The sequence below is a fragment of the Catenulispora subtropica genome (assembly GCF_039531675.1).
GTDB lineage: Bacteria > Actinomycetota > Actinomycetes > Streptomycetales > Catenulisporaceae > Catenulispora > Catenulispora subtropica.
In genome coordinates, this window is the sequence record NZ_BAAAQM010000032.1 from 80,245 (window position 1) to 92,267 (window position 12,023).

The 12,023-nt window shown below is 72.5% G+C and carries 15 protein-coding genes; 11 read left to right on the forward strand and 4 right to left on the reverse strand.

The annotated features are described in order from the left end of the window. Positions 1-47 precede the first annotated feature (47 nt). On the reverse strand, positions 48-998 hold the full coding sequence (locus tag ABD466_RS25865) for an EamA family transporter (protein WP_344659765.1): 951 nt from the start codon (positions 996-998) through the stop codon (positions 48-50). 110 nt (positions 999-1,108) lie between these two features. Here ABD466_RS25865 and ABD466_RS25870 point away from each other — a divergent pair, with 110 nt between their 5' ends. The 9 genes from ABD466_RS25870 (at position 1,109) to ABD466_RS25910 (ending at position 7,277) form a co-directional block, all read left to right on the forward strand. Next, positions 1,109-1,627 carry a MarR family winged helix-turn-helix transcriptional regulator gene (locus ABD466_RS25870; protein ID WP_344659766.1) on the forward strand — a complete coding sequence of 173 codons (519 nt, stop codon included), beginning with the start codon at positions 1,109-1,111 and terminating at the stop codon, positions 1,625-1,627. Positions 1,628-1,654: 27 nt separating this feature from the next. Beyond that, positions 1,655-2,062 (forward strand): DnaJ family domain-containing protein, encoded by a 408-nt coding sequence (locus ABD466_RS25875; RefSeq protein ID WP_344659767.1) that lies wholly within the window; start codon positions 1,655-1,657, stop codon positions 2,060-2,062. A 34-nt stretch (positions 2,063-2,096) separates the two neighbouring features. Then, complete coding sequence (locus ABD466_RS25880; protein ID WP_344659768.1) at positions 2,097-3,074, forward strand: tyrosine-type recombinase/integrase; 978 nt, start codon at positions 2,097-2,099, stop codon at positions 3,072-3,074. After that, a complete protein-coding gene (locus tag ABD466_RS25885) occupies positions 3,071-3,859 on the forward strand; it encodes a putative protein N(5)-glutamine methyltransferase (RefSeq protein WP_344659769.1) in 789 nt (262 codons plus the stop codon). The genes ABD466_RS25880 and ABD466_RS25885 overlap by 4 nt, the downstream gene beginning before the upstream one ends. Then, the gene (locus ABD466_RS25890) at positions 3,856-4,536 is read left to right on the forward strand and encodes an SDR family NAD(P)-dependent oxidoreductase (RefSeq protein WP_344659770.1); all 681 of its coding nucleotides are present in this window, start codon (positions 3,856-3,858) and stop codon (positions 4,534-4,536) included. The genes ABD466_RS25885 and ABD466_RS25890 overlap by 4 nt, the downstream gene beginning before the upstream one ends. A gap of 27 nt (positions 4,537-4,563) precedes the next feature. Further along, a complete protein-coding gene (locus tag ABD466_RS25895; protein WP_344659771.1) occupies positions 4,564-5,133 on the forward strand; it encodes a hypothetical protein in 570 nt (189 codons plus the stop codon). 50 nt (positions 5,134-5,183) lie between these two features. Continuing rightward, entirely contained in the window at positions 5,184-6,023 is an 840-nt protein-coding gene (locus ABD466_RS25900; RefSeq protein WP_344659772.1) for an SAM-dependent methyltransferase, read from the forward strand. Between the two features lie 359 nt (positions 6,024-6,382). Next, complete coding sequence (locus ABD466_RS25905; protein ID WP_344659773.1) at positions 6,383-6,808, forward strand: winged helix-turn-helix transcriptional regulator; 426 nt, start codon at positions 6,383-6,385, stop codon at positions 6,806-6,808. Continuing rightward, entirely contained in the window at positions 6,795-7,277 is a 483-nt protein-coding gene (locus ABD466_RS25910; protein WP_344659774.1) for a GNAT family N-acetyltransferase, read from the forward strand. The genes ABD466_RS25905 and ABD466_RS25910 overlap by 14 nt, the downstream gene beginning before the upstream one ends. A 61-nt stretch (positions 7,278-7,338) precedes the next feature. On the opposite strand, the gene ABD466_RS25915 is transcribed toward ABD466_RS25910, so the two are convergent. Then, entirely contained in the window at positions 7,339-8,313 is a 975-nt protein-coding gene (locus tag ABD466_RS25915; protein WP_344659775.1) for an NAD-dependent epimerase/dehydratase family protein, read from the reverse strand. A gap of 86 nt (positions 8,314-8,399) precedes the next feature. Here ABD466_RS25915 and ABD466_RS25920 point away from each other — a divergent pair, with 86 nt between their 5' ends. Next, positions 8,400-9,020, forward strand: a complete 621-nt coding sequence (locus ABD466_RS25920) for an ArsR/SmtB family transcription factor (RefSeq protein WP_344659776.1) — start codon at positions 8,400-8,402, stop codon at positions 9,018-9,020. Here the strand turns inward: ABD466_RS25920 and ABD466_RS25925 are convergent. Together ABD466_RS25925 and ABD466_RS25930 are read right to left on the reverse strand one after the other, a co-directional pair. Continuing rightward, a complete protein-coding gene (locus tag ABD466_RS25925; RefSeq protein ID WP_344659777.1) occupies positions 8,998-9,846 on the reverse strand; it encodes an ABC transporter permease in 849 nt (282 codons plus the stop codon). The genes ABD466_RS25920 and ABD466_RS25925 overlap by 23 nt on opposite strands. Positions 9,847-9,850: 4 nt before the next feature. Next, positions 9,851-10,879, reverse strand: coding sequence for an ABC transporter ATP-binding protein (locus ABD466_RS25930; protein ID WP_344659778.1), 1,029 nt, complete (start codon positions 10,877-10,879; stop codon positions 9,851-9,853). A 294-nt stretch (positions 10,880-11,173) separates the two neighbouring features. Between ABD466_RS25930 and ABD466_RS25935 the strand changes: the two genes are divergently transcribed. After that, the gene (locus ABD466_RS25935; RefSeq protein ID WP_344659779.1) at positions 11,174-12,016 is read left to right on the forward strand and encodes an SAM-dependent methyltransferase; all 843 of its coding nucleotides are present in this window, start codon (positions 11,174-11,176) and stop codon (positions 12,014-12,016) included. Positions 12,017-12,023 lie beyond the last annotated feature (7 nt).

Here is a 12,023-nt window from a genome sequence, read left to right on the forward strand (position 1 = left end):
GTCGGCCGCGTCGCCAGAGCGACGCGGCCGACGTGCCGGTCCAGCGCTCACCGCTTCCGGTTCGCCAGCGTCTGCCCGGCGACCAGCGCCCCGAGCGCCACCGCGAACCCCGCCGCCTGCGGCACGGTCAGCACCTGGTCCAGCACCACGAACCCGGCGACCGTGGCCACCATCGGGTTGGCCAGGCTCAGCAGCGACAGCGAGGTCGGCGCCAGCCGCTCGATCCCGCGGAACCACAGGGTGTAGGCGGCGGCGGTGCCGACGACGCCGATGTACGCGAACCCGGCGAGGTTCTTCGCGGTCAGCGTGTCCGGCAGTCCCTCGGTGAACAGCGTCATCGGCGCGAGCACCAGTCCGCCGAACACCAGCTGCCAGGCCGCCAGGGTCAGCGGCGTCGCCCCGGCCGGGCGGCCCCACTTGCGGCCCAGCACGACCGCCAGCGCCATCAGCGAGGTCGCGGTGAGCATCGCCGCCACGCCGAGCACGTCCAGCCGGGCCTTGGCGGTCAGCGTCATCAGCGCCACCCCGCCGGTGCCGACCACCGCCGCGCCCAGCACAGCGCGCGCCGGCCGCTGCCGCAGGATCAGGGTACTGAAGGCGGCCACGGCCAGCGGCTGCACGGAGCCGAGCGTGGCGGCGACGCCGCCGGGCAGCCGGTAGGCGGCGAAGAACAGCAGGGGGAAGAAGGCCCCGAAGTTCAGCGTGCCGAGCACTGCGGTCTTCCACCACCAGTCACCACGGGGCAGCCGCCTGACGAACGCCAGCAGGATCAGCCCGGCCGGCAGGGCACGCAGCGTGGCGGCGAGCATCGGCCGGTGGTCGGGGAGCAGCGTGGCGGTGACGACGTAGGTCGTGCCCCAGCTCGCCGGGGCGATGGCGGACAGCAGCAGGTCGCGGGCGGTCCCGGCCTTGCCGCCGGTCGCGGTGCCGGTCGTGGTGCCCGGGGCGCCGGCGGCCGGTGAAGCGGGGGTGGTGGTGCGGAGCGTGGTGGCGGTCATCGGAACTCTCCCCTGGATCGTCGGCCGCAAATTCTCTTAACGTTGAGACTGTTAACACTGACAGGAGACCACGCTATTCCGGTCAACGTCAAGTCTGTTAACGTTGAGATATGTCAGCCACCCCCGCCGCGTCCGACGCCGTCGACGCCATCGTCGCGGCCTGGCGCCGGGAGCGCCCGGACCTCGACCCGCGCCCGATGGGCGTCGTCGGCCGCGTCAGCCGGCTCTCCCGCGTCCTGGACAAGGAGCTCAAAGAGTTCTTCGCCGGCCACGGCCTGGAGTTCTGGGAGTTCGACGTCCTGGCCACCCTGCGCCGCTCCGGCGCGCCCTACGAACTGTCGGCCGGCGCGCTGCTGAAGTCCGCCATGGTCACCTCCGGCGCCATCACCAACCGCGTGGACCGCCTGGAGGCCAAGGGCCTGCTGGAACGCGTGCGCGATCCCGCCGACCGCCGCGGCGTCCGCGTCCGCCTCACCGACACCGGGCTGGAGCTCATCGACCGGCTCCTTCCGCTGCACCTCGCCAACGAGGAGCGGATGCTCGCCGCGCTGTCCCAGGACGACCGGGAGGCCCTGATGGCGCTGCTGCGCACCCTGGCCGTCGGCCTCGGCGACACCACCTTGGGCTGAGTGCGGACGGTTTTGCGACAATGGAGCATGAGCACCTGGCATGAGCGCTTCGCCGCGGGCGTCGACAAACAGGTCCGCGACGCCGAGAAGGCCGAAGCCTTCGAAGACAACCCCCTGACCGGCAAGCCCCTGCCCGGCGACGGGCAGCCCTACCGCGAGGACTGGTGGCTCACCCAGGTCGTCGCCCGCGAGGGCGTCGGTGTGCACGCCCTCCCGCTCCCGCTCGCGTTGCGCCGCGAGGCCCAGGACCTGCGCAAAGGCCTGGTCGGCGGCCGTCCCGCCGCGACCGAGGCCGCGCTGCGTGCGGCCATCGAGGACTACGACGCCCGCGCCGACGCCGCGCGCCGCACGCCGCAGCCGGGACCGTCGGTGGTCATCCCGCGCGTCGACGCCGGCGAGGCGGTCGAAGCCTGGCGGGAGCTGCGGGGTCAGTGAGCTGCGGGAGGTCGAGTAAGGCCACAATGAACCGGTGAGCACCTTCGTGAGCCCCGATCCCGAGCCCACAACAGCCGCCGTCACCATCGTCTCCGGCACGATCGCCGCGACGACGGCCCCCGGCCCGGCCGGTCCGAACGCGGAACAGGTCGCGTCACTGTTCCTGCTCACATATAAGGCCACGACGGCCTCGGCCTACGCTGTGGACCTCAAGCAGTGGTTCGCCTGGTGCGCGCTGTTCGACGTCGATCCCTTCGACGCGGTCCGCGCGCACGTCGACGCCTGGTCGGTACACCTGGCCGACGACGGCAAGGCCCGTCCGGCCACCCTCGCGCGCAAGATCTCGGCGATCCGGAACTTCTACCTCTACGCCGTCGACTCCGGCTACACCGCGACCAGCCCCGTCCCGGCCAAGGACAAGGCCCTGCACCTGCCGAAGGTCTCCCGCAAGTCGCAGACGCTGGGGCCGGACCGGGACGAGTCCGCGGCGATGCTGCGGGCCGCCGCCGAGCGCGGGGCCCGGGACGAGGCCGTGGTCGCGGTGCTGCTGTATCAGGGGCTTCGCGTCTCCGAGCTCTGCGGCATCGATGTGGAGGACCTGTCCACGCAGCGTGGGCACCGCGTCGTGCGGTTGCGGCGCAAGGGCGGGGAGGAGCAGGACCAGGCCGTCGCACCGCCTGCCGCCGGGTGCCTGGACGCCTGGCTCGCCGAGCGGGCCGCTCCCACCACCGGGCCGGTGTTCACCGGGCCCGACGGCGCGCGCCTGACCCGCTACCAAGTGGAGTGGATCGTCGAGTGCTGCGCCAAGGCCGCCGGGATCGACAAGCGGATCTCCCCGCACTCCCTGCGCCACGCCTGCACGACGATGCTGCTGGACGCCGGGGTGCCGCTGCGGGACATCCAGGTCTACATGGGGCACGCGAACTCGGCCACCACCGAACGCTACGACCTCGGACGTCAGCATCTGGACAAGTCGCCGGCGTACGCGCTGGCGGGGGTGTTCGCGGGATGACGGCCGCCGCCACGGATTTCGACGCCGTCGTGACGCGGCTGCGTGCCGCCGGGTGTGTGTTCGCCGAGGAGGAGGCCGAACTGCTGATCGAGGCGGCCCCGGATGCGCGGGCGCTGGATGGTCTCATCGCGCGGCGGTGCGGGGGCGAGCCGCTGGAGCACGTCGTGGGGTGGGCGGCGTTCTGCGGGCTGCGGATCGCTGTCGGGCCCGGGGTGTTCGTGCCGCGGCGGCGATCGGAGTTCCTGATGGAGACGGCGCTCGCACTGGGCCGGGACGCGGGCGTGGTGCTGGATCTGTGCTGCGGGGCGGCGCCGTTCGCGACGGTGCTGGCGGACCGGCTGCCGGACGCGGCGGTCCATGCCGCGGACATCGATGCGGGGCAGACTGCTTACGCGCGTCGTAATCTGGCGCCGTTCGGCGGGCGCGCGCACGTGTACGAAGGCGACCTTTATGCCGCGCTGCCGAAGGCGTTGCGTGGAACCGTCGACCTGCTGGTCGTCAACGCGCCCTACGTCCCGACCTCGGCGATCGCGACCATGCCCGCCGAGGCCCGGGCCCACGAGCCCCTCGCCAGCCTGGACGGCGGCCCCGACGGGCTGGATCTGCACCGCCGTATCGCCGCCGGCGCGCCGGAGTGGCTCGCACCGGGCGGTCACGTCCTGATCGAGACCAGCGACGCGCAGGCGGAGACCACGCTCGCCGCGTTCCAGGGGGCCGGGCTGAAGGCGTCGATCGTCGAGGACGACGACGTGGAGGCCACGGTCGTGATAGGGACAGAACCATGATCGCTCTCGTCACCGGCGCGAACCGGGGTCTCGGCCGCGAGACCGCCCGCCAGCTCGTGGCCGCCGGGCACACCGTGCTCGTCGGCGCCCGCTCCGAGTCCGCGGCGCGGGAGACCGCGGACGCGCTCGGCGGCGGTGCCGTCCCGCTGCGGCTCGACGTCACCAGCACCGCCGACATCGACCACGCGGCCGAGGAGATCGAGCGCCGCTTCGGACACCTGGACGTGCTGGTCAACAACGCGGCCATCCACTACGACACGTGGCAGCGCGCGGTGAGCGCGGACCTGGCCGTGGTCCGGGAGGCCGCCGAGACCAACGTCCTGGGGCCCTGGCACCTCACGCAGGCGCTGCTGCCGTTGCTGCGGCGCGGGAGCCACCAGCGGATCGTCAACGTCTCCAGCGAGGCCGGGTCGCTGGCGAGCATGGGTGGCGGCACGCCCGCGTACAGCCTCACCAAGGCCGCGCTCAATGCCCTGACGCGAATGCTCGCCAGCGAACTGCGACCCGAGGGCATCTTGGTCAACGCCGTGTGCCCGGGATGGGTGGCCACTGAGATGGGCGGACCCGGAGGGCGTCCGGTGCAGGACGGCGCCGCCGGTATCGTGTGGGCCGCGACCCTGCCGGACGACGGACCCTCCGGCGGGTTCTTCCGGGACGGGAAAACCCATCCCTGGTAACCGATCCATCAAGGGGGAGCGGCCACGATGCCGGACACCGACCCGGGCGAGCGCCTGCTGAGGCTGCTCGAGAACGACCTCGAGACCGCCCGCACCCTGGAGATCTTCGCCGACTTCGACATCACCCGCCGCGACCCGATCGAGAACCTCGCCATCCCCTGCGGCCTGCCGCTGTTCCCGATCGCCGCCGACGGCGCGGGCGGCACGTTCTTCCTGGTCGGCGACGAGAGCGCCGAGCGCCGCCCGGTCCTCTACACCGACAGCGAGGGCTCGGGCAGCCTGATCGCCGAGGATCTCGCCGAAGCCCTGTCCATCTTCATCGCCCTGGGCTTCTGGCGCGACGCCGGCTACGGCTTCGACTTCGACGGCATCGAAGCCGACCTGCGCGAGAACGAACCCGACGCCGACCAGATCCGCGCCGACCTCCTCGCCGCGATCGGCGTCCCGGCCATCAGCCGGGAAGAGGCCCGCGACAAGCTGCTCGCGGCAGCCGCCCGCACCGCCCCGGACTTCGTCGCCCTCGCCGACTTCGCCGACGCCACGCCGTACGAGTTGATGTTCCACCCGCCGCGGGGTGCCGCGGGCGTGGAGGCGTGACGGACGGCGGGTATATCAATACCCACAATCACCCGCTACCCTGGCACCCCGTGAGCGACGAACAGGTGACTCTGGACGCCGACGCCCCTCTCGCGCCGGGCTGGATCCCGCCGGAGATCGACACGACGCGGGCGCATCCGGCGCGGATCTACGACGCCATGATCGGGGGGAAGGACCACTTCGAGGTGGATCGGCGGGCTGCCGAGGTGGCGCGGCAGCACATTCCGCAGGCGTGGGGGATGGCTCAGGCCAATCGGGCGTTCCTGGGGCGGGCCGTGCGGTTCCTGGCGGAGGCGGGGGTGACCCAGTTCCTGGACATCGGCACCGGCATTCCCGGGCCCGGCAACACCGGGGAGGTCGCCCGTCATGTGCATCCCGGAGCGCGGGTCGTCTACGTCGACTACGACCCCATCGTCGCCGTCCATACGCGGGCGTTGCTGGCCGGCGCGGATCCGGCGTCGACCGCGGTGGTGCTGGCCGACGCCCGTGAGCCCGAGACGATCCTGGAGCATCCGCAGGTGCGGGCCGTGCTGGACTTCGAGCGGCCGGTCGCGGTGCTGATGGTGGCGCTGCTGCACTTCGTCGCGCCCGAGCACGACGTGCCGGGGCTGGTCGCGCGGTATCTGGACGCGGTCTGCCCGGGCAGTGCCCTGGTGCTCACCCACATCACCGAGGGCCGCGACCCCGAGGCCGGGGCCGCCGCCCGCAAGGGGTGGGAGCAGGCCCGTTCGCAGCTGCATCAGCGCACCGCCGAGGAGGTGCGGGAGCTGTTCGCCGGGACCGAGATCGTCGAGCCCGGGGTGGTGCAGTTGCAGCAGTGGCGTCCCGACGACGCGGTGGACCCGGACTTCGAGGTGTGGATCCACGGCGGGGTCGGCTACAAGCGCTGAGCGGAACACCGCCTGATCAGGCGCTGACCCGCGTCGGAAGCGGAAAACGGCGAGAGCCGCCCGGATGGTCCGGGCGGCTCTCGCGTGCTGTTCGGGGAGGGCGCGGGGCTCAGCGGGCCTTGCGCGCCTTCTTCACCAGCCGCGCCATGCGGGCCTGGTCGGCCTGCTTGTGGAGCTCGGCGAGCCGGGCGTGGGCGGCGGTCAGTTCGAGGGACGAGGCGAAGTTCATCGTTGACTCCTTGGATCCTTATGATCGTATCGCTGCTACGCCTTAGATTATAAGGAAGTCAGCGCCCAGAGTCCAATCGATTAAAGGTAAAGCCGCCGTAGATACCGGGTGTCCGACTAGAGTGGGCGGCATGGCCACCCAGACCGCCGCCGCACGCCGCGCCGAGGCCAGGCGGAAGTACAACGCCTACGTCGCCGAGTGCCCCACCCGGCAGCTCCTGGACACCATCAGCGACAAGTGGGTCAGCCTGACGATCGCCGCCCTGGCCGCCAGCCCCCGCCGCTACGGCGAGCTCGGCCGCGCCATCGCCGGGGTCACGCAGAAGATGCTCACCCAGACCCTGCGCGCTCTGGAACGCGACGGGCTGGTCGCCCGCACCGTCACCGCCGACGTTCCGGTGCAGGTCGAGTACCGTCTCACGCCGCTGGGCGCCAGCCTGCTGCCGCTCATGGAAGCGCTTACGGACTGGGCCGAGAGCCACATGGACGAGGTCTTGCAGGCCCGGCGGGAGCACGCCACCGCAGCCGAGGCCGCCGCAGCCGATGCCCTCGCCTGATCCCGCCGCGCCGTCCGCGATCGCCCACCCCGACATCCGGCTCCGCGCCGTCCTCGATGCCGACCTGCCCGTGTTCTTCGAGCACCAACGCGACCCCGCCGCCGCCCGCATGGCCGCGGCCACCCCCGCGACGCGCCGAGAACACACCGACCTGTGGCGCACCCTGCGAGCCGATCCGACCGCCACCGGCCGCACCATCGTGGTCGACGACGTCGTCGCCGGCGCCATCACCTGCTGGGAGCGCTGGGGTGAGCGGCAGGTCGGGTACTGGCTCGGCCGCGACCACTGGGGCCGCGGCGTCGCGACCACCGCGCTGGCGCTGTTCCTGGCCGAGATGACGACGCGACCGGTCCACGCCTACGTCGCCCCGCACAACACCGCGTCCCAGCGCGTGCTGGACAAGTGCGGCTTCCGGCCCGACGGCGTGGACGGCGGCGACACTCTTCTCGGCTACGTCCTGGAAGCCTGATCGACCGGGCCGACCGGGCCGACCGGGCCGATTCGGCCGACCAGGACCCCGAGCAGCCTGATCAGCCGGCGGGGGAGTACTTCGCCAGAACCTCCGCCTCCTGCTCCTGCGTGAACCCGGAGTCCAGCTCCGGCTCCCCACGCCCCCGGTCCCAGGCCAGCACGTCGGCGATGGTCGTCGCCAGCGGCGTCTGCGGCATCCCGGCCGCCACGGCGCGCGCCGGATCCCGCCGCTGCGTCGCCCACTCCTCCGGATCCTCGCGCACCAGCGGGAACAGCTCGCCCTCGAACGCCTCCCACGGCACCGGCACGACTTCCACGCTCGTCCCGGCCGCCCGCGCGCACGCGTGGATGACGTCGGCCAGCGTCACCGCCTCCGCCGGCCCCACCGCGTGGAACGCCCCGGCGCGGTCGTCCTCCAGCAGCCGCACGATCAGCCGCGCCAGATCCCGCGAGTCCACGAGCTGCACCGGTTGCTCCGGCCGCCCCGGCAGCGCCACCCGGCCGCCGCGGGCCGCACGCCGCACCCAGTACGTCAGCCCGGTCTGCGGATCGTGCGGACCGGCGACCTTCCCCGGCCGCACGATCGTCGCCCGGGCGCCGAACCGCGCCCGGACGTCGTCCTCACACGCCACCTTCAACGGCCCGTACGTCTCCTCGAGCAGCTCCTCGGTGTCCCGGATCGGCGCGCGCAGCGGTGTGTCCTCGGTCCCGCCGGGCCCGATGCCCGGGCGCTGATACACCGCGTTGGTCGAGATGAACAGGTAGCGGTGCACGCGGTCGCCGAGGGCGTCCATGGCGCCGTTGACGTGGCGGGGGACATAGCCGGAGCAGTCCACGACCGCGTCCCAGGTCCCGGTGGCCAGGGCCGCGTAGTCGTCGGCGTCCCGGTCGCCGACCAGGCGCGGGACCTGCGGGAACAACGTGGTGTCGGAGCGGCCGCGGTTGAAGAGGGTGAGGTCGTGGCCGTGGGCCAGTGCGTCCTCGACGACGGCCCGGCCGATGAACCCGGTGCCGCCCAGTATCAGAATGCGCATCCGGCACAGCCTAGACTTCCTTGACCGGCGCAGACCAGCATCGATGAGTATTGACGCGGCATATGTGAAGCCATACCTTCGCGCGCATGGCGGACGGCGGACGATTCGGCGACCTGGTCATCACCGACCCGCGCATGATGCGGGCCCTGGCCCACCCGGCGCGCCTGGCGATCCTCGACATCCTGCGCCGCGACGGCCCGGCCAGTGCCACCGAGCTCGCCCCGCGCCTGGGCGTCACGCCCTCCGCCGCCAGCTGGCATCTGCGCCACCTGGCCCGCTTCGGCCTGATCCGGGACGGCGACCCGCATCCCGACGGCCGCACCCGCCGCTGGGAGACCGCGGTGCGCGGGTTCCGCGTCGACGTGCCCGCCGACCCCGCCGACGTCGAGGGCCGCACCGCCGCCCTCACCCTGCTGCGGGGCCTGATGGTGCACTCCCAGGCCGTGCCGGCCCGGTGGCTCGCCGACGTCGAGCCCACGCTGGGCACCGACTGGAGCCGGGCCGCCGGATTCTCCGACACCCGGCTCGTCGTGGACGCCCGCGAACTGGAGGCGATCCTCGACGCGGTCGAGGAGATCGTCGCCCCCTACGTCAACCGGCTCGCAGCCGACATCCCCCCGGGCAGCAGGGGAGTGCGGTTCCTGCGCTATGCGCTGCCCGAGGGGACGGATCCGGAGGAGCGCGCTACGCGTCCCGCTTCCGAGTGAGCCAGAACCCGGCGATCAGCACGACCAGCGCGTAGAGCGCGAAGATGCCGAACCCGGTCCACGCCGTGAACATGTGCTCGGTGTTCCGGGTCGTCATGATGTTGCCGCCGGTGTTCAGCGGCAGCCACTTGCCGATGTGATCGCGCCACGAGCCCGGCAGGAAGCTCTGCAGCACCGGCAGCAGGAACATGAGGCCGACGCCGGCGGTGATGGAGCCCGCCGTGTGGCGCAGCACCGCGCCCAGGCCGAAGGCCAGCAGCGCCGTGACCGCGAAGAACAGGCCGCCGCCGGCCACCGCGCGCAGCACGTGCGGGTCGCCGAGGCCGACGTGGATGCCGTGCCCGGAGAAGACCCGCGCGCCGATCAGGAACGAGGCGAAGGACGACACCAGGCCGATCACCAGCGCCACCAGGGCCATCACCAGGGCCTTGGCGGCCAGCACCACCGAGCGGCGGGGCTGGGAGGTGAAGCTGGTGCGGATCATCCCGGTGCTGTACTCGGCGGTGATCGCCATCGCGCCGAACACCACCATCGCCAGCATGCCGAGGATGAAGCCGGACATGGTCTGCATCGTCGGGTCGCCGGTGGTCTTCAGGTCCTCCAGCGCGCTCTTGCTGCCGACGGTGCCCAGCGCCACCAGCACGGACACCCCGACCGTGGCCACCAGGGCGACGATCAGCGTCCAGAAGGTGGACCGCACCGAGCGGATCTTCGTCCACTCCGAGCGCAGCGCCCCGCCGAAGGTGGCCTTCACGGGGCCGATCGGCGCGGTCATCCCGCCGGGCGCGGGCGCGGTGGCGCCGAAGGGGTGGGTCGCGGTGGTCATGGCCTCAGGCTCCGATCAGGTGGTGGGGGTCGTCCTGGCGGTCGCGGCCCCGGCCGCGACGGCCCCGGGAGGGCAGGGGCGGCTCGGCCGGCGGCTGTCCGCCGAAGCCGGAGCCCGAGGCGGGCCCGCCCGCGCTGGCGCGGTACTCGACCTGGTCCCGCGTCATCTCCATGAACGCCTCCTCCAGGGAGGCCTGGTGCGGGGCCAGCTCGTGCACCCGGATCCCGGCGTCGAAGGCCAGGTCGCCGACCTGCGGCGGGGTCAGCCCGCGCACCGTCAGCGCGCCGTCGCCCCGCGCCTCGATCCGGGCCCCGGACGCGGCCAGCAGCCGCATGAGCGACCCGGGATCCGGCGTGCGGACCGTGACCGACAGCTCGGAGTTGCGCTCGATGAACTCCTTGACCGAGCAGTCGGCCTGCAGGCGTCCGCGGCCGATCACGATCAGGTGGTCGGCGGTGTGCTCCATCTCGCTCATCAGATGGCTGGAGACGAACACCGTCCGGCCCTCACCGGCCAGCGTGCGCATGAACTCGCGGATCCAGCGGATGCCGTCCGGGTCCAGGCCGTTGACCGGCTCGTCGAACATCAGCACCTGCGGGTCGCCGAGCAGCGCCGCGGCGATGCCCAGCCGCTGGCCCATGCCCAGGGAGAAGCCGCCGGAGCGCTTCCTCGCGACCTGGGTCAGGCCGGTCAGCTCCAGCACCTCCCCGACCCGGCGGCGCGGCAGGTTGTTCGTCTGCGCCAGCGCCAGCAGGTGGTGGTAGGCGCTGCGGCCGCCGTGGATGGCCTTGGCGTCGATCAGCGCGCCGACCTCCCGCATCGGGGCCACGGCCTTGGTGTAGGGGCGGCCGTTGACGGTCACCGAGCCGGAGGTCGGCGCGTCCAGGCCCAGGATCATCCGCATCGTCGTGGACTTCCCGGCGCCGTTCGGCCCCAGGAACCCGGTCACCAGGCCGGGCCGCACGGTGAACGTGAGGTCGTCGACGGCCTTCTTGTCGCCGTACCGCTTGGTCAGCCCTCTGGCCTCGATCACTGTTCCCACACTCCCTGCCGGTCGCCTACGGAAATCCCGCGAAGAAGAACTGGTCCCCCCTCGCTCCTCGACGGTACGGAACCGCAGGTCGCACGCGCTTCGGCCACAGGTCTCCGATTCCGGGGCCGCCGGTCATCCCCGAGCCGGAGCCGTGCCCCCTACTTTCGGGGGACCCCCTCCTCATCCCCGGCACTGAGGGGACCGGCGCGGACCAGGTATCAGTGCTCGATGATCTTCGGCTACCCTGATCCCCACGGGTGATTCGCACGACGCTGCACAAAGGGGAGGGCTCGCATGTCCGAGGAGCCGCTGGGCCAGGAGACCGGAGGGCCGCTGCCCGAATGGGCGCCGCCGGAGATCGACCGCACCAAGGCCCACCCCGCCCGCATCTACGACTACCTGCTCGGCGGCAAGGACAACTTCGACGTCGACCGGGATGCCGCCGAAGTGGCCCTGGCGGCCATGCCGGAACTGCGCGCGATGGCCCGCGCCAACCGCGCCTTCCTCGGCCGCGCCGTCCGCCACCTGGCCGAGGCCGGCATCACCCAGTTCCTCGACATAGGCACCGGCATCCCCGGTCCGGGCAACACCGGCGAGATCGCCCGCTCGGTCCACCCCGAGGCGCGTGTCGTCTACGTGGACTACGACCCCATCGTCTCGGCCCACTCCCGAGCCCTGCTCTCCGCCGCCGACCCGGCCCTGTCCGCCGTGGTGCAGGCCGACGTCCGCGAACCGAAGACCATCCTGGACAACGGCGCCGTGCACGCCGTCCTCGACTTCGCCAAGCCGATCGCCGTCCTCATGGTCGCGGTCCTGCACTTCGTCTCCGACGCCGAGGACGCCCACACCATCGCCGCCCAGTTCGTCGACACCGTCGCCCCGGGCAGCGCCCTGGTCGTCTCCCACGCCTCCGAAGGCCACGAGGCCGGCAAGTTCGGCGCCGCCCGCGAGGGCTGGAACAACGCCACCTCCCGCCTCGTGCTGCGCGACCGCTCGCAGATCGAGGCGTTCTTCGCCGGGACCGAGCTGATGGAACCCGGCGTCGTGATCATCCCGGCATGGCGGCCGGACCACGAGTTGGGGGCCGAGGAGCTGGCGCTGGACTACGGGCACGCCGGAGTCGGCATCAAGCGCTAGGGCAGCG